The organism is Halomonas sp. DP3Y7-2 (assembly GCF_019800795.1).
Classification (GTDB): Bacteria; Pseudomonadota; Gammaproteobacteria; order Pseudomonadales; family Halomonadaceae; genus Halomonas; species Halomonas litopenaei_A.
Window position 1 is genome coordinate 520,674 of sequence record NZ_JAHVKJ010000007.1, and the last position, 26,925, is coordinate 547,598.

Below are 26,925 nucleotides of genomic sequence, written 5' to 3' on the forward strand. Positions count from 1 at the left end.
GATCAGGGACATAACCGAGCATGCTGTCATACCCTCAAATCGACCCGGTGGCCATCGCGCTGGGTCCCTTCAAGGTCCACTGGTATGGACTGATGTATGTCGTCGGCTTTGTCGCGGCATGGTGGCTGGGCTGTCGCCGAGCGCATCGGATCGGTTTGACCCGTGACGATGTGGGCGACCTGCTGTTCTACGCCGCCATCGGTGTCGTGGCAGGGGGACGACTGGGGTACGCGCTGTTTTACGGACTGGACCAGTGGCTGGCGGATCCGCTGTGGATCGTCAAGGTGTGGGATGGTGGCATGAGCTTCCACGGCGGCCTGATCGGGGTGCTGCTGGCAGCCTTGCTGTTTGCCCGTCGCAAGCAGCTGGCGTTTTTCACGCTGACCGATTTCGTCGCGCCGCTGGTACCGATCGGCCTTGGGGCAGGACGTATCGGTAACTTCATCAATCACGAGCTGCCGGGGCGCGTCACTGACCTGCCCTGGGGCATGCCGTTTCCCGGCTATGGCCCTGAACCGCGCCATCCGTCGTCGCTGTACGAAGCCTTGTTGGAAGGCGTGGTGCTGTTTGTGGTGCTGTGGTGGGTGTCGGCCACGCCCAGACGTCGGGGCCTGGTATCGGGTCTGTTCCTGCTGGGCTACGGCGCCTTCCGCTTCTCGGTGGAGTTCGTGCGCAGACCCGACCCCCAGCTAGGCTTCATTGCCTTCGACTGGGTCACCATGGGCATGCTGCTCAGCCTGCCGATGATCGTTTTTGGTGTGCTGCTGGTGGCCTGGTCCCGTCGTCAGCCAGTGGATGCCAGGCTTAGCCCGAGCGCCGGATGAGGGCGCGCCTGTTGCTTGACGATCGGCGCTGACGAATCGCTTTCGGGACGAGCGCTGCCGCTTCTGGTATCACGGCTGGCCGGTCAGTAGAATGACCGGCCAGCTTCGTCTTGAAACGTTCCAACGAGTGATTGCCCATGTCTGTCGTCGCCCCTGAAACCGCCTCTCTGCCCGCCTTGGAACAGCCGTACCTGGATCTGATGCGCGCCGTGCTGGACAACGGCGTCGAGCGGGAAGACCGCACCGGCGTGGGCACCCGCTCGATCTTTGGTCACCAGATGCGTTTTGACCTGTCCCGTGGTTTTCCGCTGGTGACGACCAAGAAACTTCACCTGCGCTCGATCATTCACGAGCTGCTGTGGTTTCTGAAGGGGGATACCAATATTGCCTACCTGAAGGAACACGGTGTCCGTATCTGGGATGAGTGGGCGGATGAGGATGGCGACCTCGGGCCTGTGTATGGCTATCAGTGGCGCAGCTGGCCCGACCCGCGGGGCGGCCATGTGGACCAGATCGAAACGCTGCTGGAACAGATCGCCACGAATCCCGGATCCCGTCGCCTGATTGTCTCTGCCTGGAACCCTGCCCTGGTGGATGAGATGGCGCTGCCTCCTTGCCACTGCCTGTTCCAGTTCTATGTGGCTGACGGCAAGCTGTCGTGCCAGCTCTACCAGCGCAGCGCCGATATCTTTCTGGGCGTGCCGTTCAATATCGCCAGCTATGCACTACTGACGCAGATGATTGCCCAGGTGGTTGGGCTCAAGCCCGGCGACTTCGTGCATACCCTGGGAGATGCCCACCTTTACCTCAATCATCTGGAGCAGGCCGAGCTGCAGCTGAGTCGTCAGCCGACGTCCGCACCCAGGCTGGTGCTGGACCCGAGCGTCGACAACCTGTTCGATTTCCGCTTCGAACACATTGCCATCGAAGACTATGAACCACATCCCCATATCAAGGCAGAGGTGGCGGTATGACCCAGGCGCCTACGACGGAACAGTCTCATCCTGACCGTGATGCCCAGCGGATCGCGGAGCTCGACACCTTTGTGCCGGTGGCCATGATCGCCGCCATGTCGCGCAACCGAGTGATCGGTGTGGATAACCAGCTGCCCTGGTACCTGCCGGAGGATCTCAAGTTCTTCAAGCGCATGACCCAGGCCAAGCCCCTGGTGATGGGGCGCAAGACCTTCGAGTCCATTGGCCGCCCGCTGCCCAATCGTCTCAACATCGTGGTGACGCGGGACAAGACCTTCGCCCATGACGGCGTCAGGGTATGTCACGATCTGGCCAGCGCCATTGCCTTGGCAGACCAGCAGGCCACCATCGAGGCCGCTGAGGAAATCATGGTGATGGGGGGCGCTCAGATTTATGCCCAGGCCATGCCGCTGGCGTCGCGACTGTATCTGACCGAGGTCGATATCGAGATCGAGGGGGATGCCTTCTTCCCGGCTCTTGATGACGATTGGACCGAACAGGCAAGCGACGCCGGTACGCCCGCCGAAGGCCAGCCCCACTATCGTTTTGTGCGCTACGAGCGGTCCCGCTCGCAAGACGGCATGTCAGCCTGAACGTCCGGTAAATAGAGTGGGTGCCGATCGTCGCAGACAGGCGACAATTGCCACATCGCCGGGCCTGGCACAGACTGTGTCGATAATCCCGACAATAGCGGGCGCTGACATCAGCGGCCCCGTCATCGCAGTAACCTGGTGAGCCTGGAGGAGTCGACGTGAGCGAGACACGCGCAGAACACCCGTTGGAGGCGCTTGAGCAACGAACGGCGTCGCTGTTGGACGGACTGCGTGAAGGTCGCCTGCGCGAGCGGCAGCTGTCCAGCGACCAGCGCCAGCTGCTGGATGACAAGCAGCGCCTGGCCAGCGAATTGAACGCTGCACGGGAGCGCCTGGGTGATCTGGAAGCACAGCTCGACACCCTGCGGCAAGCGCAGCAGACCCTGGAAACCGAGCATCGTGCCCTGGCGTCCCAGCGTGAGTCGCTACTTGAGGAGCGCTCGTCGTTGATCGAGGAACGCGCGTCGCTGATTGAGGAGCGCGCGTCGTTGATCCAAGAGCGCACCGCGCTGTTCGAGGAAAATAGCGAGCTCAAGGAAGAAAACCGCGAACTCGATGAGCAGAATCGCGAGCTTGAGGCGCACAATGCCCGACTGCGTGACCGCGTCGAGCACCCGGATCACGAACCTGACATTACTGCCTTCCGTCCCCCCCAGCGCCGAGCCCAGGGGTTGGCTGCCCTGATGCAGCATCGTCCACGTCCTGTCGGCGATAGCCCTGTTATCGATAGCCCTGCCATAGATAGCCCTGCCATAGATAGCCCTGCACGCGATGAACGAGAGCAGGGCGCTTCGTCCAGCGCGCCGACGATCGCGTCCCAGCCCGGCCAGGACAGCCCGGCCTCTTTGGGCCATGGCAGCGAGCCGGTGAAAGATGAAAGGGCACAGGAGTCGACTGCTGCCGAGGTGACTGCTACCGAGAACCCCCCAACGGCGATGGCCGACACGGCTGCGCTGTCCAGTCACAGCGATGACCAGGTCGCAGAAAAGCCTGATACAGAGGTGGGAGTGCAGGGCGACCTCGCCTTTGACAAGGCGCCGTCTCCCCAGGCACTGCTGGGTGATTGGTATCGTCGTTATGACCAGACCTTCTTCAAGGGCCACACCCGGCCACTTAAGGTGGGCATCCACGAGGAGCTGGCCGCCCGGGAACCCTGGCCGGAAAAGCTCGTCCGCCGGGCCTTGGCCTGCTATGTGAACCTGCCTCGCTACCTCAAGTCCGTGCGTGAAGGGGCGGAGCGGATTGGCCTGGACGGCGAACTGGTCGGCCAGGTCGATGCCCAGGCGGCGGAGCATGCCAAACGCAAGCTGGACCGACTGCAGGCGGAGCAGCGTGGGCGCGGCACAATGTCGCGCCGTCGGCGCAACAAGGGGCACGGCAACGACAAGCCCTCAGGCTCCGACAACCACTCAGACTCCGACAAGGGTTCCGATTCCGGCAAGCCTTCAGGCACCGGCAACAGCGACACCTCCGCATCCGCCAAGGCGTCGACTCACGCTGGCCACCGGGACACTGACAGTGTGAGCGCCAAGCCCGCTCGTCCTGCAGACAGCGATATACCTGCCGTCACTCCGGATCGTCAGGGGGATGGCGAGGAAACGCGCCTTCAGCGAAAGCTGGATGAACTGCTGGCGCGTCACAACAGCAGCCGCTAAAGAAGCGCTGACGGCAGCCGTCGAGCAATGCCTGACCCCTGCCGCCCAGCACCAGCCTATCCGTGAAGCACAAACACAGCACAACACAACGCAACGCAGTGACGCGCCGGTGCTGGCGTCGCTGCGATGGTAGCCCAATGCCGTTGATAGCAGGACCGGCTGTTCAACCCGTTTGCTCTCTCATTGACTTGAAAGCGTCACATCAGCGGGGCATGATGTTAGCGCTACGCCCGATGCAGCTTTCTATGCAGAATCGGTAAACAGTTGGCGAACATTGTTCGTTAACTGCCTTTTGCAGTTTCTGCTCGGGTAGCATTTTCGCAGGGATCGGTGTCGAAGCGATGGGCAGCTGGAACGAAAACAGTGTTTTTTTCTTGTTGCGCTCCTGAGAAACCCGGTATATGGTTGCCCTTGCGAGCATTGGACTATAACAAGGCTTCGCCGCTGTCAGGCTCGCTGTTCAGGTTCCCTGCCAGGAACCCGTCAGGACAGAAATACGAGCCGGCAATGACCGGCAAGCCAAGGCTGCCAAGCGCAGCAACGATCGAAACAGCAAGCTAGTCAAAAGGAACTCAGCAATGAAAAAGACACTGTTAGCGACTGCCATCGCTGGTGCTGCTGCCTTCACCGCCGTTGGCGCCCAGGCTGCTACCGTCTACAACCAAGACGGCACCAAGCTCGACATCTACGGTAACGTCCAGCTGGTTTACGCCGGCGTTAAAGACGAAGACGGCGAGACTCGTGACGAAATCGCCGACAACGGTTCTACCTTCGGTTTCGCCGCTGAGCACGTCATCTACAACGGTCTGATCGGTTACGCCAAGATCGAAATCGACGACTTCAAGGCCGACGAGATGAAAGTTGCTGGCCGTGATGCAGGCGACACCGCCTACATCGGCTTGAAGGGCAACTTCGGTGACGCTCGCGTCGGTTCCTACGACTCCCTGCTGGATGACTGGATCCAGGATCCGATCACCAACAACGAATACTTCGACGCTTCTGACTCCAACACCTTCAAGGGTGCTCCGGGTGAAGATGCTGACGACGCCGACGTTGTTGCTGGCGATCCCGAAGGCGACAAGATCACCTACACCTCTCCGGTCTGGGGCGGTTTCCAGTTCGCGGTCGGTAGCCAGTACAAGGGCGACGCCGAGAACGAAAACCTGTCTGACGGCGGCGAAGCTTCCTTCTTCGGTGGTCTGAAGTACACCTACGGTGGCTTCTCTATCGCTGGTGTGTACGACGATCTGGGCATCTACGACATCGAAGACCAGACCGTCACCTACAACACTACTACTGTTGCAGCTGACAACACCGTCACTACCACTCAGAACACCGTCACCATCGATGACGAAGATCTGGGCGACCAGTACGGTGTGACCATGCAGTACCAGTGGGATAGCCTGCGCGTTGCCCTCAAGTACGAGCGTTTCGAGTCTGACAACGACTTCCTGAAGGACGCTGACTACTACGCCATCGGTGCCCGCTACGGCTACGGCAACGGCATGGGCGATGTCTACGGCGCCTACCAGTACATCGACTTCGGCGGCAGCGGCTTCAGCGACCTGGCCAGCGCCAACGATGACGAGAACGACGACGACAACTTCAACGAAGTGGTTGGCGGCGTGACTTACAACATCTCCGACGCCATGTACACCTACGTGGAAGGCGCCTGGCGTGACCGTGACAACGACCAGGGTGACGGCTACGCCGTGGGTCTGACCTACCTGTTCTAATCCAACAGGTTTGACCCCCCTAGCGTTGTGACGCTATAAACGAAAGCCGATCCTCCGGGATCGGCTTTTTTCTGCACTCTACCGCAAGCATGTGAGGATCCATGAAAGACGTCACCCTACCCGCGGCGCTGCTGGCGCTTGGCGTTGCTCTGGCCAGCTCCACCGTCCAGGCATCCGATAGCGTCATGACCGAGCGCTTCCGCGAGGAGAATCGTCAGCTCGACCTGACCGGCTTCTTCAAGCCGGAAAGCGACGCGCGCAGCCAGACCTTTCTGTTCGGAACTCCTCACGCGCATGATTTCGAGGTAGAGGAAGAGGGTGTCTACCGTTTCGAAAGCCGCGTCAGCGCCGGCTACGAGGATACCTACCAGATTGAAGCCGTACTGCAAGACGATGCCGGTAATGTGATCGCTCGTGGTCAGGGCTACGGCCAGGAAGGCGGGCTGCAGCTCGAAAGCCGCCTAACTCCTGGCAAGTATGAACTGCAGGTCAAGGGCACCCGCTTTGGCCGTCGCGGCCGCGCCGGCGATGGCTACAGCATTGCCGTGGTGGGCCTGGATAGCCAGGGTAACCGGATCGAAGTCGATGATGGAGTCGGGCTGCAGTTCGTGGGGGCTGATCGTGACGGCAATCAGAGCGCCTTTGTCACCAGCCGTGACGCCGTGGTGACCCTGGGTGGCGAATCTGCCGCTGCGACTTCTGCCTCCGCGACGGCGAGCGGTGCGTCGGCTGCATCGTCAAGCGCGACGGCTTCCAGCGCGGCTGCCTCCAGTGCTGGCGCCACCAGTGCAGCGGCCGGCGGTGCTGCGGTGGCCGGTACGGCGGCGGTTGCCGGGGCCTCCGAAAGCGTCAGCGGCAGTGAAGCACGCAGCAATAACCCTGACGAACGTCAGGTACAGAGTGTCAAGACCGACGTCAAGATTCGTGCCCGTGGTGAGGTGCTGTCCTTCAACGTGGCCGAGCCAAGCCAGGTGCGCATCACCACCTCCACCTTCCCGCCGGGAGATGAAGACACCTATCGTCTGACCATGGAAGTGGCAGATGGCTCCGGTCGCATTGTTGCCGAAGGCGCTGGTGAAGGCTTTAACGGTAACGTGGACCTGTCCACCCAGCTGGATCCGGGCACCTACCACATCCGCGTCACTGGACAGAAGTTCGGCAGTTCGATGGATGGCCCCAACAACTACGAGCTGAAGGTTGTGCTCGACAACTGAGCCCCGATGGGCCGGTTGTGGCAAAGAGTAATAAAAGGACGGGCCCCTCGGGGCCCGTCCTTTTAGTGGTGAATGCGTCGTCAGGACTGTTGATCAGTCCCCGATTCTGCCAATAGCCTCGCGTACGCCAGCAGCATACTCCGGGTGACACTTCTCGAAGTGGCCCAGCTGGCGTTCCTTGATCTCGCTTGGAACCCCCTGCATATGACGGGCGATGTTGCCAAACAGACGCTGCTTCTGGCCGTCGCTCATCAGCTCGAACAGGGCCCGCGGCTGGCTGTAGTCGTCGTTGCCGTCACGATGGTTGTGGCGCCAGGCGTCACCGTCCAGCGGCAGCGGCGGCTCGACTGCGCTGGGGTCTTCCTGAGGGCCTCCGAAAGAGTTGGGCTCGTAGTAGGCGTCCGGATTTTCCTCGCCATTGGCGAAGAAGCGCATCGGGCCATCCTTGTGGTAGTGGTGGACCGGGCATTTCGGCTGGTTCACCGGCAGCGCCTCGTAGTGGGTGCCGAGACGATAGCGGTGGGCGTCTGCATAGGAGAAGACCCTGGCCTGCAGCATCTTGTCCGGTGAGAAGCCGATGCCCGGCACCTTGTTGGACGGTGAGAAGGCGGCCTGCTCGATTTCGGCGAAGTAGTTATCGGCGTTGCGGTTGAGCTCGAAGTGACCCACCTCGATCAGCGGATAGTCGCCGTGGGGCCATACCTTGGTCAGGTCGAACGGGTTGAAGGGGCAGCGCTTGGCCTCGTCTTCTGTCATCACCTGAATGAAGACGTTCCAGCGCGGGTAATCACCGTTCTCGAGTGCGTTGTAGAGATCTTCCTGAGTCGTTTCACGGCTCTTGCCGACCACTTCCTCCGCCTCGGCATCGGTAAAGTGCTGGTGGCCCTGGGCGGTGCGGAAATGGAACTTGCACCACACGCGCTCGCCGTCAGCATTAATCAATGAATAGGTGTGCGAGCCGTAACCATTGATATGACGCACATCGGTGGGCAGACCGCGGTCCGACATCAGCATGGTGACCTGATGAAGTGACTCAGGCGACAGTGACCAGAAGTCCCAGGCTGCCGTGGCGGAGCGCATGTTGGTGCGGGGATGGCGCTTCTGGGTGTGGATGAAGTCCGGGAACTTGTACGGGTCGCGGATAAAGAAGACCGGCGTATTGTTGCCGACCAGGTCCCAGTTGCCTTCCTCGGTGTAGAACTTGAGCGCAAAGCCGCGAACGTCGCGCTCGGCATCGGCAGCGCCTTGCTCACCGGCAACGGTCGAGAAACGCGCCAGCATCGGCGTCTGGCTGCCCGGAGTGAAGACCTTGGCCTTGGAATAGCGAGTGATGTCACCGGTAATGGTCAGGGTGCCGTGGGCGCCCCAGCCCTTGGCGTGGACGGTACGCTCGGGGATGCGCTCGCGGTTCTGGTGGGCGAGCTTCTCCAGCAGTTGGTAGTCCTCAAGCAGCAAGGGCCCACGCGGACCGGCCGTCAGGCTGTTCTGGTTGTCGCCGATGGGAGCTCCGGCGCTGGTGGTCATGGTCTTGCGGGTCATGAGGCGTCTCCATTGTTCACTGATCACGGTCTACGTCTTAAAGATAGAGACTGATGTCTCATGGGAACAATGATTCCTTTCTATTTCGGTTATAGGAAATGAGTGTTTAGGAGTAGTATTTATGTTATTCACGACGGATGTGATAACTCGCTGACATATCCTGAGGACCAACCTTCGTGGCCAAGCTGTTCAGTGTCGTGGCAACGCTGTCACTACAAGTGAGAATGTTGATCGGTCTAGCAGCCACCTGGCTGGTAGTGATCACGATTCTGCTGGTCTGGGGCTGGTACACCGGGAAGGATCTGGTTCGCGAGGTCAACTTTTCCCACCTGCGTTACGAAACCCGACTGATCGCCGATGAGGTGACCGAGGAAATTGATACCCGGCTCGATATGCTCGGTCGACTGGCAGCGCTGCGTAATAACCGGGCTCTGCTGGACGCCTCCAGTGAGGCGCTTCGCGATAGTGGGGCCCTGCTCGAGCTGTTCGATGCTCTGGTCGTGATGGACGCAACCGGCAAGGTGGCCGCCGACTGGCCGCCTACGCCAGGGCGCCAGGGCCTTGATATCAGTGACCGGGAGTACTTCAGCTTTATGCGCGAGGTGCGCCGCCCCTACGTCAGTGAGCCCATCTATGGACGCGTCATCGGGCTGCCGCTGGTTCTGCTCATGGTACCGCTGGTGTCCGACGATGGGCGTTTCGAGGGCGCTCTGGCGGGGGTGGTGGAAGTCAACGCTGGAGGCATCTTTCGCCGCCTGAGTCGAGTCAGAATCGGCAATGACGGCTACGCTGCGGTATTCTCCGCCGCCGGTCAGGTGCTCTACCACCCGGACCAACGCCAGGTAATGGGGGAATTGGGGCGCGAGGGTGATCTCAATCATAATCCGGCCCTCGACCTTGCTTTGTATGGTTGGCAGGGAGAGCGCTACGGTCCCGCTTTCAGTGGTGAGATGACCTTCCAGTCCTATCGTCAGGTGTGGCCTGCCAACTGGGTGGTGGGAGTCTTCCTGCCGGAAAACCAGGTACTCGCGCCGCTACGAGGACTACTCGAGCGCTTGGGAGCGGTGGGCATCGGGATTGCCTTGCTACTGCTGCCGTTGCTGGGATGGATGGTCTGGCTGCTGCTGCGACCGCTGTATCAGTTGCAGTCGCAGATCGCCCAGGTGGGCAAGGGCACCCGCGGTCGCGTGGTGCTGGATACCCAGATGAAGGAACTGGTCCAGCTGGCCTCGGCCTTCAATGCCGTCGAGGTGGAACGCGAAAAGGCGCTGGCCGACCTGCGCGGTCGTGAAGCCTTTCTGGATGGGGTGTTGGCGTCTTCCCCCATCGGCATGTTCGTGACGGATACCCAGGGCCGTATCACCTATGTGAACGATGCCCTGGTGCAGCTGACCGGGCGTTCGCCGGATGACATGGACCGTTCGGCCTGGGTTCAGGCCATACATGCAGAAGATCGCGAGTCCGCCATCGAGCTGTGGCGCTACAGCCTGATGTCTGGTCAGACCTTCCTGCGTCAGTATCGCTACTGGCGTGAAGACGGAGAACTGCTGTGGCTTGAGGTGCATGCCAGCCAGGTGGCGATTGACGACGATATCTTCGGTTTCGTGGGTACCGTCAAGGACATCACGGCTCGCCGCCAGCAGGAGGCCATGAGTCAATGGGAGGCCGAGCATGACCCGCTGACCGGACTACTCAATCGGCGTGGCTTCGAGCGGCGCCTGGAGGAGGCCATGGTGGACTGGCGCAAGACGTCGACGCCCTCTGCGCTGATCCTGTTCGACCTGGATCGCTTCAAGCCGATCAACGATGAAGGCGGCCACCCCCTGGGCGACGAGATGCTCAAGCGTATCGCCAGGGAAGTGTCGGGCTGTGTGCGCAGCAGTGATCATGTTGCCCGTCAGGGGGGAGACGAGTTCGCGGTGCTTCTGCCAAGCTGTTCCCTGGCTCAGGCCAGACGCATCGGCGAGGCCATCCTTTCTGCCATTCACGGGACCTGTGTGGTGCATGAAGGCCACGAGTATCGGGTGACGTCCAGTCTCGGTATCACCGAGTTTCGCCCTGGTGATGTCGATGTCGCGGCGCTGGTCGAGCGAGCCGATGCGGCCAGCTATACCGCCAAGCGGGAAGGCCGCAACCGACTGGTGGTCGATGCCAGCAGCGCCTGAGGCGCGTGCCAAGGCGGCGGAGTATGTCGTCTCCGCTCGCCTTTTTCGCTCACCCTGTTCGCTCGCTTTGTTCGCTCATGAGGTCTGTCGACGCCTGACCGTCAGTTGGCCCTTAGCTGGCGCTCCAGCTGGCCAAGCCGGGGGTCGTCAGGTCGCAGCCTTCGCAACTCCGCCAGTGCGGCCAAGGCCTCGGGGATTCGGCCGCTGGTAGCGTTGACGTAGACCAGCGCGTACAGCAGGTCGGCATCGCCGGGAGCCTGGCGAAGCCCTTGCATCAGCGCATCCCGGGCCTCGTCCTTCCTGCCCAGACGGTCCAGCATAAGGCCGCGGTTGTAGTGGGTTCTGGCGTGTCCCGGGCGCCATTCGGCGGCTTTCTCCAGCCACTCCACCGCCTCTTCCATATTGCCGCTCTCCGACAACGACAGGGCCAGCAGGTAGGCCAGATGACCACGGTCCGGCGCGGGCATGGCGTCTCTATCGATGCCATCGCGCAGCACCGCCTGGGCGTCCTCTCGCCGGCCCTCAGCGCTGAGCTGAGTCACCAGATTGGCACGGGCCGGCAGGAAGTAGGGGTCCATCTCCAGCGCCGCCCGATACTGCGCTTCGGCCTCGTCTTCACGGGCGGTACGTGCCAGCAGCACCGCCAGGTTGAGGCGATTGCCGGGCAGGTCCGCGTTTTCGCGCAGGCGTCGCTCATAGTCCCGTCGCGCCTCGAGGAAGGCGTCGCGCCGGTCTTCGGGCATGACCATCAACGAGGTCCCTGCCAGGGCCTTGACGGCTTCATCGCGAACCGCCAGGCGGGGGTCGTCGACCAGCGGCAGCAGCAGTTCGACCCGAGCATGTTCTGGCGCCTGGGCGAACACCGGGATGGCGGCAGCCCGGACCTGAGCACTGTCATCGCTGAGTGCTTGTTCAAGGGTGGGCAGCGCTTCGCTGGCAAATGGCGCCAGTTCGTCGACGGCGGTGGCCCTGACAATGTCAGGGGTATCGCTGTCATCTATCAGCGCCTTGAGGTAGTCCGGGGCTTCGGGACGCCCCTGGCGGGCCGATTGCAGCGCCACGCCATAGTGGGATTCGCTGGCGGCCCGACGCTGGTCACCGAACCAGTCGCGAATCTGGTCGGCTGCCTGTTCCGGGGAAAGGTCCTCATGGCAGCGGGTACAGGCATCGGGACTGTCCGTGGCGGCGGCCAGGTCCGGGCGCGGTACGCGGAAGCTGTGATCGCGCCTGGGGTCCACCACCATGTAGGTGGTTTCCGGCATGTGGCAGCTGACGCACTGAGCGCCGGGGCTGCCGGGCTCGTGATGGTGATGCTCCGGCGTATCGTAGTGAGCGGCCTTCATCGTCGGAAAGCGCGGCGGGGGTGACGGGTTGTGGCACTGCATGCACAGACCGTTGCCCTCGACCCTGACCTTGTTGGTGTGTGGGTCATGGCAGTCGACGCAGCTGACCCCTTCCTGATACATACGGCTTTGGGTGAAGGAGCCGTAGACATAGACCTCTCCCTCGATCTGGCCATCGGCGTGGTACATGCCGTCGCTCAGCAGGCTGGGCAGAGCGGCATCGGTCAGCGGAGCCCCGTGAACCGGCCCGGCGCCGAGCATCTGGCGACGGCTGTGGCAGCGTGCGCATTGCTCGACCAGCTCAGGCCCAGGCATCTCACTCAGTGATAGCGGCAGGCCCTTGTCGCCGTTATTAGCCGATGCTTGAGCTGCATCCAGTGCGTTGTCCTCCGCGCTCCACTGCTCGGCCCAATCCAGGTGTGACTGGGCGGGCCCATGGCAGCTCTGGCAGCCCACACTCTGCTCGTGCCAGGTGGTGGCGAAGCTGTCGCTCTCCAGATCGTAGTGCTTTTCCAGGTTGGTGGAATGGCAGTCGGCGCACATGGCATTCCAGTTCTGATAGCGCCCGCGCCAGTGCAGTGGGTCGTCCGGGGTGAAGGCCTGGCCGGGGTAGAGCGAGAACCAGCGCTGCCCGCCTTCGCTCTCGGGGCGTGAGTCCCAGGCGATGGTCAGCCCCTGCAAGCGTCCTCCCGGTTGAGCCACCAGGTACTGTTGCAGTGGGGAGAAGCCAAAGGTGTAGAGAATCTCGAAGGTCTCGGCGGGATCACCGGGACCTTCCAGGGTCGCCAGAAAGGTTTCGCCGTCACGCGTAAAGCGCGCTTTTACCTCGCCATCCTCGAATACCGCATCATCAAAGTCGCCAAGCACATTGGCCGGAGTGGCCTCGCGCATGGCCCAACCGTGGTCCGAGTCCTGCCACGCCTGGGTCTCGGCCTCGTGACAGGAGGCGCAGCTGCCTTCCGGGGCATAGCCCTGGGTGGCACTGGCGAGGGTGGGCAAGGTCCCCTGGGGTTGACTGGCCGCAGCTGTGGGGGGAAATCCCAGTCCTGACATTGCCACCAGTACCGTCAGCCCCACCAGCAGGCCGATAGAGCGCTGTTTCCAGCCGAGCAGAGCGACAATGAGGGGCGGGCGCGTCGAGAAATAGCCACGGGGTCTATGCATTACGTCGAGTCACTTCTGCCATCGGGTTCAAGGGCTTCATGGAAGCAGGGGAAAAGGGGGAGGCTCCCTGCGTGTGCCGTGCAAGCTCGCGCACGGGAGGGAGCGCCTGCTCAAGACGTTGCCAGTCCTCAGCCACGCCTGGGTCAGGGTCTGACGACGCCGTGGTATCCGGGCCCAGCTTTCGTCTGCACAGGCGATCCAGCGCATCATTCACCTGCTGGTGGGCGCGACTGTCGACCGGCAACTTGCTGCCAAGGGCTTGCCAGTGGCGCCGGCAGGCGACCAGGTCGCGGCCAGCGATTGCCTGCTTGAGTCGTTCACGGTCTGCATGACCGTTGGCTTCCCTGTGTGCCTGCTGACGGCGACGGCGCTGCTCCAGCAAGAGGCGTCCGCGGGGTCCCAGACGGCGATAGAGCCAGACGGCCAGTCCGAGCAGCACCGCTGCCAGCAGGCTCAGGCCGACCAGCAGGGGGGCACGGTTGTTGAGCTGGCTGCCGATCGCGGCGGAACCCGAAACGCTCACCGGGACCGACTCCAGGCTGGTGCTATCGAGCTCTTGCTCTATCGGGTTATACCAGCGAAGCGTGACGCCCGGCAGCTCTGTCTGTCCCCCGGCTTCGGCGACATAGGTCAGGGTGTCGGTGCGGCGACCGCCGCCTCGGCTTTCTTCCAGGCGCGGCGCCTGGGGATAGACGCCCAGGTTAGCGAAGCTGGCTGAATCATTGCTGTCTGGTGCCTCCAGCAGCGTGGGCAACAACAGGGCGCTGCCCCCTTCCAGGGTGGCGCTTACCGTGCGGCGGATGCTGTCCCCGGGGGCAAGCTCAAGGGGTGTGTCCGGGTCAATCTCATCCAGCGTCTCGCTATCGCCATCGGCACGGGTGATCTCGAGGGATTGCTCCAGGTCGATGCGCGTCGCCGCCAGGTAGGGCTCCAGCCCACGGGCGGCCTCGGGCAGGCTCGCGGTGAGGCTGATAGGCGGCAGGACCATCTGCTGAACCTTGGCCTGCTGGCTGCCTGGGGTGGCAACGCTGACATCCAGCGTGCCGCCGCCGAGCTCAAAGCGTCCCACACTCAGCGGCGTCAGTTGATAGCGGCGCGATACGCCAGACCAGGTCTTGCCGTCGACCTGTTGGCTGACGGGCGTGGTCGAGCGCTCGCCCAGGGTCACCCTCAGGCCAGGCTGGTCGAGGGTGGGGAATTCGACCGGTGTTGGCATCCAGGTGGGCACCAGCACGGTGATGCGCAGCTCGCTGCTTTCCCCGGGGGCGAGGCTGTCCTCGGACAGACTCGCCTCAACGCGGGGCTGCGTAGCGGCTGTCTGGCTGGCGTCCGCGCTGTCCGCTGCGGCGTCAGGGCTCGCTGATGCCGCCACTGGGTCTGCAGAAGGCTCAGGCGCCGCCAGGGCGGTCATGGCCAGGCTGCCAGAGGTGAGCAGTAGCGTCAGCAGCAGGGCGGAGGACACGCTTGAGCGTTGCGTGGCAGTCATGGCGTCGTCCTTGCCAGGTCCAGAAAGGGAGTATCGCTCGACATCTTCGCCTGGCCATCCTGCAACGCCTCAATAGCGAAGCGCTGGCGCAGGTAGTCGCTGGTGTCGCTGTCGAGAGTCTCGATCCACTGCTCGGCACTGATCTGGCCGCTGGGCTCATCGACGGGCGTCTGGGTTTCTTCACCGCGGGCTTCCTTGTTGTCGAAGACCACGTCGTCAGCGCCGATTCCCTGATCCTCGCCGGTGTCAGACTGTTCCCGGGTCTTTTCGACGTACTCGAGAATTTCCCTGGCGAGGGCCAGGTTGCGCTCACCCTCTGGGTAGTCGGGATCTCGTTCGAGCACGGTCTCGAAGGCGGTGATGGCGGGGCGATACTGACGATTCTTGATCAGCGCAAGACCCTGGGTGAAGGCGGCGTCGGCGCTGTCCTGGCGTCCCAGCCACTCGGCAGCAGCGTCGTACTGGCCGTCGCGATAGAGCGCATAGCCCTTCCATGCGGGATCCTGGAAGTGTTCGGCGGCGCGGCCGTAGTCGCCACGATCTGCCCACCAGCGGCCCTGCTGGTCCGGCGTCAGAAACGCATTGGCGACAGATTGCGCCGCGCGCTCCAGCGGCGTCGCCACATGCTGGTCCACCGCGCGGGAGGCCTCCTGGGCGAAGGCCTGCGGGACGGGACCCAACCACAGGCTCGGCAGTAGCACCAGGCCGGCCAGCGTCAGGTGCCAGCCACGCCGGAACCCGAGCAAGGCCAGCAGTGCCGCCGGCCAGGCCAGCCACACGCCGCGATCTTCCCAGGACAGTCGCTCGTCATTGTTGAGCGCCTGCTGGTACGTCGCATCCAGGCTGGCCACGATCTGGTCCAGATCGCTGTCGTCGGTGCTCAGGTTGACGCTTTGCACATCGGCGAACAGCGGGCCCGGCGCCATGTCGCCAAGGGACGGCGCACCGTTAGGCTGAACGGCCAGGGTGATCAGCTGGTTCAGCGAGTCTGGCGAAGGCGTGGACGTGCCCGCGCTGGGCGCGTCAGGCAGCGCATCGGTTACCAGCAACACCGAACCCGCCGCGCTGCCGTCGCCCTGCTGTGCCTTGGCGAGGATATCACTGGCAAGGGCTAATGCATCAGCGCCCGCATCGCCGCCACCGCTCGGCATGACATCTGTTGATAACCCTTCCAGGTAGGGCGCCATCAAGGTGGGGTCGTCGGTCAGGGGCACGACCTGATGGACGCTGCCTGCGTAGGCCACCAGGGCAGTGCGGGCACCATCCCTGCGCTTCAGCAGGTCCTGAATCTTGTGCTTGGCGCGCTCCAGACGGCTGGGCGGGACATCTGTTGCCTCCATGCTCGACGTCACCTTCAACACCACCACCAGGGGAGCGCTATGGGCCACCAGCGGATTTGGCAGGCGGGTCCAGGAAGGACCCGCGGCCGCCAGGATCAGCAGGCAGGCCAGCAGTGCCAGGGTATCTACCGGTGACAGGTGCTTGCGGCGATTACCGTCGGTGCGCAGCGCGTCGGCCAGGTGTGGCGCAACATGGCCGCCACCCAGCTGGTCGGCCGGTATGCGACGGCGCCACCACCACAGCGCGGCGACCACCGGCAACAGCAGACACCACAACGGACGCAGCAGGTGGAAGTCAGCGAGACCCGCCATCCAATCGTTCATGCGGCGTCCTCCTCTGGTCTTGCCGACGCGGGTTGCGCGGTCGTAGCAGGCGCGTGCGAACGACGATCCAGGGTCAGCATCAGCAGCGCCAGCAGGCCGGCAAGCGCCAGCGGCCAGTGACTGAGTGAGCGGTGTTCGCGGTAGCTATGGGTCGCCACCTTGCGCGGCGCCAGTTCATCGATGCGCTGGTACACCGCGGCCAGGGCCTGCTGGTCCGCGGCGGTGAAGAAGGCACCATCGGTGGTGTCGGCGATGACCTTGAGGGTGTCGGTATCGACCCGATTCTCGCCGCTGCCGTCAGGGTCACCGATCGCAATGGTGACCACCCGAACGTCACGCTGGGCGGCGATGTTGGCGGCATTGATCGGGCTCATCCTGCTGCCGGTGTCGGCACCATCAGAGAGCAATACCAACAGGCGCTGTTCCACCTCGCTGGCCTCGAATTGCCGAATCGCCAGACCCATGGCATCGCCCAAGGCGGTGTGGGGGCCGGCCATGCCCACCTCGGTCTGGTCGAGCAGCGCCGTGAGGGTGTCAAGATCCTCGGTCAGCGGGGCCTGAACGTAGGCGCGGGTGCCGAACACGATCAGCGCCAGACGCTCGCCCTCGCGGTCAGCAACAAAGTCGCGGATGACGTCCTTGACCGCCGCCAGGCGCTGGCGCGGCTGGTCTTCACTGTCGACCAGGTCACGTTCGTCCATGCTGCCGGAGATATCCACCGCCAGAATCAGGTCGCGGGCGGCACTCTGCCAGACAATGGGCTCGCTGAGTTTTTCCGGGCGCGCCAGCGCCACCACGATCAGCACCCAGATCGTGAGCTGCAAAAGACGGCTCAAGGGAGAGCGACGCTGTTCGCCCGCCTTCGTGCTGCCCGCCGCCTCCACCAGCTGATCAAAGAAGGGCAGACGCAGGGCGGCCAAGGGGCGGCGATAGGCGGGTAACCAGCGGACCAGCCATAGCAGGGGCAGCAGGGCGAAGGCCCAGGGATTGGCCAGCTCCATCATTGGTCGGCTCCCTGGTCGTCATGCGGCGTCGGGGCATCCGTGCGGTGCTTGCGTATCCATTGACGGGCAAGCTGCGTCAGTGCCGCGGACGGCGAAGCGGCGCTGTCGCGATAGGCTCCTGCCGACAGCTCCTGCCCCAGCGGACCATCAAAACGCCGAGAGGCGGGCGAGGGCGTCGTCGGCAGCGTCTGGTCCAGGAACTGCCACCAGCGGGCCCCGCTGAGCCCGGCGACCCGCTCCCGGGGATAGGCGCTCAGGGCGGTTCGCTTGAGCACCTCCGCCAAGACGGAGGTGCCTTCCTGGGAGAGGCGAAGATCCAGCTCCCGCAGCGCGTCTCGGCGATAGGCATTGGCCTGCCAGTGACGCCACCGGCGCACTCCGATAAACAGCAGCAGGGCCAGCAGCAGCACGGCCAGCAAAGCCCAGCCCCAGGTCTGAGGGACCCAGGCAATCGGCGCCGGTTCCGGCGCCGGTGACAGCTGATCGATCAAATCCGACAGCAGGGTAATGTCGTTTACGTCAGCGCTCGGCGTCATGTCCGCCTCTCCTTGCCCGAGGTCTGGCCGTCGTCCTGGGTCGGAGCGAGCCCCAACAGGCGGCGTAGTTGGGGCAGCGTCGGCGCACCGGCGGACAGTGACACCAGGCTGATGGCGAACTTGCGCGACCAGGCGTCCAGTGCGGCTCGGCGCCTCTGGGCGACACCTTCCAGCGCCTCACGCTGGGCCGCTTCTGCGGTGTCCAGGCGCGCGTGCTGGCGCCCATCGGTGGCCAGACAGCTCATGTCGTCTGGCAGGGCATCGGCCAGCGGGTCGCTGACCGCGACCAGGATGACATCGTTATGGCGCCGCAGCGCGCTGAGCATGGCCTCGGTGCGCGGCCCTGGCACGTCAAAGTCGCTCAATACAATGACCAGGTGATCGCGACTCGCCAGGCGTGACGCCGAGACCAGCACCTGATCGAGAGAAGTGGGCGAGGGGGCCGGACGACGGGCTTCCAGGCGCTGGTTGGCACTCGCCAAAGAGGTCAAGAAGCGCATGACCTGAGCACGCGAGCGGCGCGGCCTGAACTCCTCGACACCGTCATCGGTCACCACGATGCCTCCCAGTCGATCTCCCTGATGCAGCACCGCGAAGCTGAGCAGAGCGGCGGCTTCGGCGGCGACCACCGACTTCATCGCATGGCGGCTGCCGAAGAACATCGACATGCGCTGATCCACCACCAGCAGGGCAGGACGGTCACGCTCCTCGGTAAACACCCGAACGTAGGGGGAACCGGTGCGAGCGGTGACGCGCCAGTCGATGCTGCGCACGTCGTCTGACGGCTGGTAGTCACGCAGCTCGAGGAAGTCCAGGCCGCGACCGCGCAGGCGTGAGCCGTGGCGGCCATTGAGCACACTGCGCGCGGGTTGTCGCGGCAGCAGTGCCAGGCGGTTGCCGTGGGGCTCCAGGCCTGCCAGATGCTGCAGGTCGACGTGCACGCGCCGGTCAGAGCCGGGGCGATGGTCAGCCTTCCTGGCGGTGTGTGGGTTGCGCATGGTGACCTTCCTTGGACGGTTCAGGGCAGCGCGACGCAGCCCAGCAGGGTGGCGATGGCGTCATCGCTGGTCATGCCCTGTCCTTGGGCCTCGAAGCTCAGTGCAATTCGATGGCGCAGCACATCGGGAGCCACCTGCTGCACGTCCTGGGGATCCACATAGTCGCGCCCCTCGAGCCAGGCGTGGGTGCGCGCGCAGCGATCGAGGGCAAGTGACGCGCGTGGACTCGCACCCAGTTCAATGGCGCGGCCCAACTCCTCGCTGAAATCGGCGGGGTGGCGGGTGGCATCTACCAGCGTCGCCATGTACTGCTCCATGGCCTCGGCCACATGCAGCATGGCGATCTCGCGGCGCGCGGCGAAGATGGCTGACTGGGCCAGCGGCGCCGGCGTCGCCGCCACGGGGCGATCACCTTCCGCTGCGGCATCCCTGGCGGCCTTGGCCTGCTCTTCCTGGCGCACCAGCCGGATGACGTCGACTTCCTCCTCGCGGCTCGGGTAGTCCACCCGCACGTGCATCATGAAGCGATCCATCTGCGCTTCGGGCAGCGGGTAGGTGCCTTCCTGTTCGATGGGGTTCTGGGTCGCCAGCACCATGAACAGCTCCGGCATCAGGTGCGTCTTGCCCGCCACCGTCACCTGCCGCTCTTCCATGGCTTCCAGCAGGGCGGACTGCACCTTGGCTGGGGCCCGGTTGATCTCATCGGCCAGCACCAGGTTGGCGAACAGTGGCCCCGGCTGAAAGCGGAACACCGAGCCTTGCTCGCTCTGGTGATAGATCTCGCTGCCGGTCACGTCGGAGGGCAACAGGTCTGGCGTGAACTGAATACGGCTGAAGTCAGCCTCCAGGTTGCGCGCCATGGCCTTGACCGCGCGGGTCTTGGCCAGGCCTGGCAGTCCCTCGATCAGCAGGTTGCCCCCCGCCAGCAGGCCGATCAGCAGGCGTCGGATCACCTCGCGCTGGCCAACGATGGACTCTCCAACGGCGGCTTCGAGCCCCCGAATATCCTCAAGCAGACTCATGGAACCTCCGGGTAGATGGTTTGCCAGTCCGTGGCCATGTCGACCACTTGCCAATGGCGTGCAGCGGCCTCGTCGAGACCATGTTGTAGCGATGCCCGAACAGGCTTTGCCGAGCGCAGGCGATATCACCGTCTGCGCTTGTATGAAGAGGGTTCTGCCGCAGGTAACTGGCTGCGCCCATGTGCTCGTATCCTTGAGACAGTGGTCACGTTCCGCGACCACATCGATATGGCCACCGTGGATGCCGACACCGCTTGGCCTCGCGTGGCGATGATTACCGCACGTCAGAAAGTGCGTTATCAGCGAGCTTGAGGCTACTGTTCAGCTGTGTTGCTAACATCTCGTTTTATCGTCGTTATTGATCCCGGTGAGCGAAGCATCGCGACCTGAAGAATGATTCAGTATGCCTCGTGTCGGAACTATTGTCGGGACTATATTTACCCTGGTAACTACTATGACGCGTCATATCCTGTCGACTGCCTGTCGCAGTATAAGAGGGTCCGAGCTGACGTCATTACGTCAGAGGGGAGAGTTATCCGTGGCTCCTGCCGAGGGAGTTTTCGACATGTCGCACGTTGTCGCATGTTTATCGACACGTTCGCCGTGGTTATCTTCGATAGCGGTAAATAATGGGAATGTCTTTTTTGGTAGCAAAATGTAAGTTTTCTTGCTGTCACGGGCCGGGCTAGAGGCTCAAATGATGTACATCAATACTGGCGCGACGTTTCCGAGTTTTCTCGGCTTCCTCTCGGTGTTGTCTCGGTTCCCGTGGGGGCACGAGACAGAAGCAGGATAACGGTTAAGAGAAAGGTGCAGGAGAACGGTTCGGGAAAAGGTGCAGGAGAAAAGACGCAGGGCACGGCGCAGATGGCAGGAGGGATAAGGGAGCAGTAAATAAGGGAGAAGTAAAAAAGTGGCGCGCCCGGGAGGATTCGAACCTCCGACCACCTGATTCGTAGTCAGGTACTCTATCCAGCTGAGCTACGGGCGCACAGTCGTCACACGAGCGGTGACGTCAAGAGGGGGCGCATGTTAGAGCAAAGTGGTCGACGGCGCAAGACATAGGGACTGTGCATCACGTCATCCGTCGTTTGGTTGAACCGACGGATGACGTGTTTCATCGTGGAACTGGCACTCAGGGCGCTTGCGGATAGACCCGCTGCCAATCGCTGGCCATATCGATGAGCTGCCAGCTGCGGTCTTCTGCCTGGTCCAGGCCGTCGGCCAGGCGACCGATATGGCTGTCCCTGTCGTAGGCCACTTCGCGCTCGGCGTCGGTGTGGTGGACCAGCACGCCCATACGCGGACCATCTCCCTGGGTCGTCCAGATCAGCATCGGCACGTCGCCGTCGGAGTTGCCCACCGCCATGATCGGACGCTGGCCGATATGACGCTCGATCGACACGATTTTCAGAGGACCATCGTTGATCCAGGTATCACCCTCTTGCTTGTACAGGCTGGGGTCGCTGTCCAGATCCTTTACCTCCAGGCCCCCTGTGCTGCCGATGACATTCTGCGGGGGAACGCCGTAGACGTCCTCGGCGAAGGTGCGGATGAAGTGGAGTCCGCCGCCGGAGACGATATAGGTGGAGAAGCCGCTGTCACGCAGGTAGCTCAACAGTTCCAGCATGGGCTGGTAGATCATGTCGGCGTAGAAGCGACCGGTGTCCGGGTGGGTGGCGTTGGCCAGCCAGTCGGACACATCTTCCTCGAACTCGTCGAGGGAGACGTCTTGGTGGGACAAGGACAGCAGCGCTTGAATGCCTTCTTCGCCGGCTTCCAGAACGGTCTCGATATCGCCCTCGGCTGCGGCCTGGTGCAGCTCGCTGGTCAGCTGCTCCGGCTCTGCCTCGCTGGCGCGATCCAGCGCGTACATCAGCTGAAAGTAGGCGGGCTGTTCGCCCCATAGGGTGCCGTCGTTATCGAATACCGCAATGCGCTGTTGTTGCGGCACGAAGTCGTCGCTGGTGGGATCGCTGACGGCCTCGACAAAGTCGACGATAGCGCTCTTGTTGTGACCCGCATTCCAGGACGGCAGCGGATCCGCCTGAGCCAGTGCCGGAAGGGCGGCCACCAGCAAGGCAGGCAGCACGCGTGTGGTAATGAAGCTTTTCATGGCGAAGCATCCTCGATGAAGGGCAGGTCGCTGGTGCGATCGGTTGTCATGACGCAACAGGCCGCTCCCTGGGGAGCGGCCTGTATCCTGGCAATGCAGCGTTACTGAACGCTGGCGGGTTGCTCGAGGGCCTCCATGACCTGGTCGAGACTGAAGCTTGCCGCCTTCATGCGGGGCGGGAAGTCCTTGAAGGTCTCGAGGAAGGTGCCCACGTAGGCCTGGGCCGGCACCAGCAGGAAGGAGTGCTCCAGCAGCCAGTCATAGTAGGTGTTGGACGTCAGCTGTGAACGCTCATAGGGATCGCGGCGCAGGTTGAACATCAGCGGCACGCGCAGCGGTGTAAAGGGGTTGGCCCAGACTTCGAAGGTGCCCTCAACACGCTGCTCCATGAACACCAGCTTCCAGTCGTCGTAGCGCAGGGCGGTCAGGTCACCGTCGTCCGAGAAGTAGAACACCTCGTTACGTGGACCTTCTTCTGTCTCGCCGGTCAGCAGCGGCAGGAAGTTGTAGCCGTCCAGGTGAACGTTGTACTCCCGGCCGATGGCTTCGACGCCACCTTCCATCAGGTCTTCCTTGACGGTGTCGTTGCCGACCGCCGCCAGCAGGGTGGGCATCCAGTCCATGTGGTGCATGATTTCATTGGAAATCGCGCCCTCCTCGATGTGGCCCGGCCAGCGCACCATGGCCGGAACACGCCAGCCGCCTTCCCAGTTGGTGTTCTTCTCACCACGGAACGGGGTCATGCCCGCATCAGGCCAGGTGTTCATGTGCGGCCCGTTGTCGGTGGAGTAGAACACGATGGTGTTGTCGGCGATGTCCAGCTCGTCCAGTTTTTCGAGGAACTGGCCGATATGCATGTCGTGCTCGACCATGCCGTCGGCGTATTCGTTCTGGCCGGAGACGCCGCGCAGCTCGTCCTTGACGTGGGTACGGAAGTGCATGCGCGTGGCATTCCACCAGACGAACCACGGGGTGCCTTCAGCGGTCTTGCGCTCGATGAAGTCCAGTGCCGCAGCGGAGGTCTCGTCGTCGACGGTTTCCATACGCTCTTTGGTCAGCGGACCAGTGTCTTCGATCTGACCATCGGCGGTGGACTTGATCACGCCGCGGGGACCATAGGTCTCACGGAAGGTGCGACCGTCTGCCATTTCCAGATCGCCAGGATAGTCGGGATGTTCCGGCTCTTCCTCGGCATTCAGGTGGTAGAGGTTGCCGAAGAACTCATCAAAGCCGTGGTTGGTGGGCAGGTGCTCGTCGCGATCACCCAGGTGGTTCTTGCCGAACTGACCGGTGGCATAGCCTTCTGCCTTGAGCATGGCAGCGATGGTCGGATCTTCTTCGCTGATACCCTGTTCGGCACCCGGCAGGCCCACCTTGGACAGACCCGTGCGGAACACACTTTGCCCGGTGATGAACGAGGAGCGGCCGGCGGTACAGGACTGCTCACCGTAGTAGTCGGTGAACATCATGCCTTCGTCGGCAATGCGGTCGATGTTGGGGGTCTGGTAGCCCACCAGTCCGTGGGTAAAGGCGGAAATGTTGGACTGGCCAATGTCGTCACCCCACAGCACTAGAATGTTCGGCTTGCCCGAACTCTCGGAGTCCTGTTCCTGTGACGCACTGTCGTCCTGGGCGAGGGCAGAGGCCGACATGGACAGCGCCAGACTGGCTGTCAGCCAGTGGCACCAGTGGGCCGAGCCTGTTGGCAACTTAGGATTTTTGAACACCTTGACGTCTCCCTGACGATAGCGCTTGCTCTGAATCACGAAATCTAGCGATGGGTTCTTATTTGTTCCCAGGCCGAGTATAGATAACGTTCGCTGACTTTATGTGCTGAAAACCTCGGCTGAGCCAGATCTCCGCTACGGCCACAGGTGAGAATGACTCCGATTCGTTGATTAACCCTATTATTTCCCGGTATTTACTGACGAGATCGACGGCATTGTCACTTTGTAGGTTTATTGTAAATGCCGCTAATGCTTCGAATGCTCCTAGTGCCCCTAAGGACACCTGCATCTTGGAGACCAGATGTCGGAGAAGCGAGGCGCTGTAAGAGGCGCCACGGGAGAGAAAGAGGGGGAGAGAGAAAGAGGGGGGCAACAGCGCAAGAAAAAACGAGAGAGATGAAAAGCGTGAAGATCTGGCAAGACCAGGCAAAAGAAAAAAGTCAGTCGCGGTATCTTGAGGTGACAATTGTCACATATGGGCTAATCGCTCTGTCGATAGCCGCCTGTCGATAGCCGTCTATCAATACGCCAGGTTATCTCTGGTGCCTAGAGAAGCGCTGAATGAGAGAAGCGCTGAAGTCGTCGGGCGACGCCAGCGCAAACCCTTAAGTCTTTTCAGCTACAGATGCATCGTTCGCGTAACGTGCGGTGGAGCAAATCGTCGGTGTAGTGACTATTGCACTTACTCATTGAGTCCGCACTGTCCTGTTATTGCTTCGAATTTAAAAACCAAGATATAACATAGGGTTAAGTAATCAATTGATCTGCCAGTTGTGACAGGTTATCGGTGACATAGTCAGGCATCGGCACGTTCTGCGCCGGTAGCAGAGCGTTGTAGGGACGCAGGACCAGTGCCCCTTGCCAGCCGCATGCTTGGGCGCCAATGGTGTCCCACAAATGGCACGCTATCAGGCACAGTTCATGCCCTTCGGCCTGCATCTCCTGGGCGACTTGAGCATAGGTGGATGCGGCGGGCTTGAATTGCCTGACCGGCTCGACACTGAAGCTGCGCTCGAAATAGTCGCTCAGCCCGGCCCTTTCCAGTGGCGACGGTGAGGCGCCCGGGGCAGAGTTGGTCAGGGTCACCAGGCGGAAGCCTGCTGCCTTCAGCCGTTCAAGCGCTGGGGCCACATCCGGATGTGCGGGCATGGAGCCGATGCGAGATGCCAGCTCATCGATATCGCTTTGCTCAACGGCGATGTCATGGATATCGGCTGTCATCTGCAGCGCGCCAGCGCCGAGCTGTCCAAACGGGGTGTAGAGCCCCGACAGGGTCATGGTCTGTGAGTAAAGGATCAGCTGGGCAAACCACTCCCTCAGCATTCCAGGGTCGTCGAACAGCCGCTCGAACAGTGGTTCAAGGTGGGTCAGGTCGAGCAGCGTCTCGTTGACGTCGAAGACCAGCACCTTGGGAATTGCGTGATCACTCATATCACCTCCTTGCAATGGACGAGCTTGCCTTGACTCGCTATTCCTCAGCTGTCTCTTCTCTAAGCTATCGGTTTCAGGCGCGATCTGCATCATGGACGATCGGTCCTTGAGAGCAGCACAGATGGCGAGGAGGGCAGTGTGATGGGCAACGGGCCAAAGGGGGCATCGCAGGGTGGCCCGTTGCCTAGTCACGACTTACTTTGCCTTGTGCCAGTCAAACTTGGCGAAGGGTTCGTCTACTGGAGTGTCGGCCAGGTGGTTGGTGTAGTTGCTCATCACCTTCTGTGACAGTGCCAGCACGACCTCGAGTACCTGGCGCTTGGTGTAGCCGGCATCCAGGAAGGCCTGGACCGCATCGGCATCCACGAAACCGCGCTCGCGTACCATGCTCAGGGTGAAGGTGCGAAGGGCTTCGAGGCGCTCGTTGGGCAGCGGGGTCTCGTTGCGCAGGGCATCGCTGACCGCGTCGTCCACGCCCATTTGCTTGGCGATGGCGGTGTGTGCCGGCACACAGTAGTGGCAGTTGTGCTCCACGTTGATGGTTTGCCACACCACGGTGGTTTCGTCCGCATCGAAACTGGAGTCCAGGAACAGCTGGTGCAGCTGCTGGTAGCCTTCCAGCAGGCCCGGCGCCTCGGCCATGACCGCATGCAGGTTGGGGACCATGCCGAACGCCTTGACGGAGTTGTCGAGCAGTGCCTGGCTGTCGGCTGGGGCACTTTGCTTGTCATGGAGAGTGAAGCGAGTCATGTTGCCTCCTGTGTGATGGCGTCTGTGGTCAGGGCGCAGGCCGTGGCAGCCTAAAGCGTTGACGCGCCATTGAGTCCGTTTTGTTGAGCGATTGCTCAAAATTGGCCGCCAGCAGACCGTGCTGAAAGCCGTTCCGGCACACTCTAGCTATACCTGAGCGATCACTCAAGATAAAATTTGAGCGAACACTCAATTTTCTGAAGGTCAGCCACTGACCGGGAACATCGGATTCACCATGCCGCGAGCCACACTGCATAATCGCCAGGACTCACTGGAACGAGCGCTGCACCTGTTCTGGCAGAAAGGCTTTCATGCGACTTCGCTCAAGGATCTGGAACGGGTGCTCGACATGCGTCCTGGCAGCATCTACGCCACCTTTGGCAGCAAGGATGCGCTGTTTCAGGAAGCCCTTGAACGCTATGCCCGTCTGGCCCTGGTAGAGCTGGAACGCATCATGGCCGAGCACCCGTCACCGCTGTCCGGGCTTGCCGCCTATTTGCGCAAGCTGGGAGGCCTGCGTGACAGCGAAGTGCCCAGCCGCGCCTGCATGTTGATGAAGAGTCTGCTGGAGCTGGGCGAGCGTGAACAGGTGGCGTTGTCCAAGGCGGAGACCCTGCTGGTGGCGATGGAGCAGCGCTTTGTCGAACGTTTTGAAGCAGCGCGTGATGCCCAGGAGCTTCCCGCTGGGGCTGATCCGGTGCGCCTCGGCCGCCGGATGCAGGCCGAAGTGATGGGGCTGCGGGCCTTTGCTCAGCGTGATGTCGACAGCGCTGCGGTGCACGCCCTCGCCGAGGATATGGCCGATGCCATTGAAGCCCTGCGCCAGGATCGTCCGCACTGATCTATCCTTCCTGATTCAGTCTTCCTGAGCAGGTCTTCCTGATACATCCTTTGTGGGCCGCCTCGCCGAGGTGGCCGGCATGGGCTTTCGTGGGCGCGCCGCCAGTTCTGCGTTCCCCTTGTCCCAAGCCTTACCTGTTTACC

The 26,925-nt window shown here is 62.4% G+C and carries 20 protein-coding genes and 1 tRNA gene; 8 read left to right on the plus strand and 13 right to left on the minus strand.

The genetic code is table 11. From position 1 onward, the window contains the following. Window positions 1–20 precede the first annotated feature (20 nt). The 6 genes from lgt (at window position 21) to KUV45_RS09310 (ending at window position 6,996) form a co-directional block, all read left to right on the plus strand. On the plus strand, window positions 21–824 hold the full coding sequence (gene lgt / locus KUV45_RS09285) for a prolipoprotein diacylglyceryl transferase (RefSeq protein ID WP_206941099.1): 804 nt from the start codon (window positions 21–23) through the stop codon (window positions 822–824). Between the two features lie 137 nt (window positions 825–961). Beyond that, on the plus strand, window positions 962–1,798 hold the full coding sequence (locus tag KUV45_RS09290) for a thymidylate synthase (RefSeq protein ID WP_206941097.1): 837 nt from the start codon (window positions 962–964) through the stop codon (window positions 1,796–1,798). An 83-nt stretch (window positions 1,799–1,881) separates the two neighbouring features. Next, entirely contained in the window at window positions 1,882–2,391 is a 510-nt protein-coding gene (locus KUV45_RS09295) for a dihydrofolate reductase (RefSeq protein WP_224852007.1), read from the plus strand. Between the two features lie 158 nt (window positions 2,392–2,549). Continuing rightward, window positions 2,550–4,046 carry a ProQ/FINO family protein gene (locus tag KUV45_RS20380; RefSeq protein ID WP_224851993.1) on the plus strand — a complete coding sequence of 499 codons (1,497 nt, stop codon included), beginning with the start codon at window positions 2,550–2,552 and terminating at the stop codon, window positions 4,044–4,046. A 578-nt stretch (window positions 4,047–4,624) separates the two neighbouring features. Then, on the plus strand, window positions 4,625–5,782 hold the full coding sequence (locus KUV45_RS09305; protein ID WP_222162803.1) for a porin: 1,158 nt from the start codon (window positions 4,625–4,627) through the stop codon (window positions 5,780–5,782). A 101-nt stretch (window positions 5,783–5,883) separates the two neighbouring features. Beyond that, a complete protein-coding gene (locus KUV45_RS09310; protein WP_222162804.1) occupies window positions 5,884–6,996 on the plus strand; it encodes a hypothetical protein in 1,113 nt (370 codons plus the stop codon). Window positions 6,997–7,089: 93 nt separating this feature from the next. Here the strand turns inward: KUV45_RS09310 and KUV45_RS09315 are convergent, their stop codons facing one another. Then, window positions 7,090–8,535 (minus strand): catalase, encoded by a 1,446-nt coding sequence (locus KUV45_RS09315; RefSeq protein ID WP_222162805.1) that lies wholly within the window; start codon window positions 8,533–8,535, stop codon window positions 7,090–7,092. A 176-nt stretch (window positions 8,536–8,711) separates the two neighbouring features. Here KUV45_RS09315 and KUV45_RS09320 point away from each other — a divergent pair, with 176 nt between their 5' ends. Next, window positions 8,712–10,700 (plus strand): diguanylate cyclase domain-containing protein, encoded by a 1,989-nt coding sequence (locus tag KUV45_RS09320; protein ID WP_308126703.1) that lies wholly within the window; start codon window positions 8,712–8,714, stop codon window positions 10,698–10,700. Window positions 10,701–10,801: 101 nt separating this feature from the next. Here KUV45_RS09320 and KUV45_RS09325 read toward each other — a convergent pair whose 3' ends face one another. From KUV45_RS09325 to KUV45_RS09380, 12 genes are all read right to left on the minus strand, one after another. Further along, window positions 10,802–13,207 (minus strand): tetratricopeptide repeat protein, encoded by a 2,406-nt coding sequence (locus KUV45_RS09325; protein WP_222162806.1) that lies wholly within the window; start codon window positions 13,205–13,207, stop codon window positions 10,802–10,804. After that, a complete protein-coding gene (locus KUV45_RS09330) occupies window positions 13,200–14,693 on the minus strand; it encodes a BatD family protein (RefSeq protein ID WP_222162807.1) in 1,494 nt (497 codons plus the stop codon). Before KUV45_RS09330 ends, KUV45_RS09325 begins: the two co-directional genes overlap by 8 nt. Further along, window positions 14,690–16,357, minus strand: a complete 1,668-nt coding sequence (locus KUV45_RS09335) for a VWA domain-containing protein (protein ID WP_222162808.1) — start codon at window positions 16,355–16,357, stop codon at window positions 14,690–14,692. Before KUV45_RS09335 ends, KUV45_RS09330 begins: the two co-directional genes overlap by 4 nt. After that, on the minus strand, window positions 16,354–17,361 hold the full coding sequence (locus KUV45_RS09340; RefSeq protein ID WP_222162809.1) for a VWA domain-containing protein: 1,008 nt from the start codon (window positions 17,359–17,361) through the stop codon (window positions 16,354–16,356). Before KUV45_RS09340 ends, KUV45_RS09335 begins: the two co-directional genes overlap by 4 nt. Continuing rightward, complete coding sequence (locus KUV45_RS09345; protein WP_222162810.1) at window positions 17,358–17,897, minus strand: DUF4381 domain-containing protein; 540 nt, start codon at window positions 17,895–17,897, stop codon at window positions 17,358–17,360. Before KUV45_RS09345 ends, KUV45_RS09340 begins: the two co-directional genes overlap by 4 nt. Next, window positions 17,894–18,895 carry a DUF58 domain-containing protein gene (locus tag KUV45_RS09350; RefSeq protein WP_222162811.1) on the minus strand — a complete coding sequence of 334 codons (1,002 nt, stop codon included), beginning with the start codon at window positions 18,893–18,895 and terminating at the stop codon, window positions 17,894–17,896. Before KUV45_RS09350 ends, KUV45_RS09345 begins: the two co-directional genes overlap by 4 nt. A 20-nt stretch (window positions 18,896–18,915) precedes the next feature. Further along, the gene (locus KUV45_RS09355; protein ID WP_222162812.1) at window positions 18,916–19,917 is read right to left on the minus strand and encodes a MoxR family ATPase; all 1,002 of its coding nucleotides are present in this window, start codon (window positions 19,915–19,917) and stop codon (window positions 18,916–18,918) included. A 914-nt stretch (window positions 19,918–20,831) separates the two neighbouring features. Then, window positions 20,832–20,908, minus strand: a tRNA-Arg gene (locus tag KUV45_RS09360). 144 nt (window positions 20,909–21,052) lie between these two features. Beyond that, complete coding sequence (locus KUV45_RS09365; protein ID WP_222162813.1) at window positions 21,053–22,033, minus strand: HAD family phosphatase; 981 nt, start codon at window positions 22,031–22,033, stop codon at window positions 21,053–21,055. Between the two features lie 101 nt (window positions 22,034–22,134). Beyond that, window positions 22,135–23,685 (minus strand): arylsulfatase, encoded by a 1,551-nt coding sequence (locus tag KUV45_RS09370; protein ID WP_206941072.1) that lies wholly within the window; start codon window positions 23,683–23,685, stop codon window positions 22,135–22,137. 822 nt (window positions 23,686–24,507) lie between these two features. Then, window positions 24,508–25,191, minus strand: coding sequence for a haloacid dehalogenase type II (locus KUV45_RS09375; RefSeq protein WP_222162814.1), 684 nt, complete (start codon window positions 25,189–25,191; stop codon window positions 24,508–24,510). Window positions 25,192–25,386: 195 nt separating this feature from the next. After that, a complete protein-coding gene (locus KUV45_RS09380; protein ID WP_206941068.1) occupies window positions 25,387–25,941 on the minus strand; it encodes a carboxymuconolactone decarboxylase family protein in 555 nt (184 codons plus the stop codon). A gap of 235 nt (window positions 25,942–26,176) precedes the next feature. Here KUV45_RS09380 and KUV45_RS09385 point away from each other — a divergent pair, with 235 nt between their 5' ends. Beyond that, entirely contained in the window at window positions 26,177–26,782 is a 606-nt protein-coding gene (locus KUV45_RS09385; RefSeq protein ID WP_206941066.1) for a TetR/AcrR family transcriptional regulator, read from the plus strand. The last annotated feature ends 143 nt before the right edge of the window (window positions 26,783–26,925 follow it).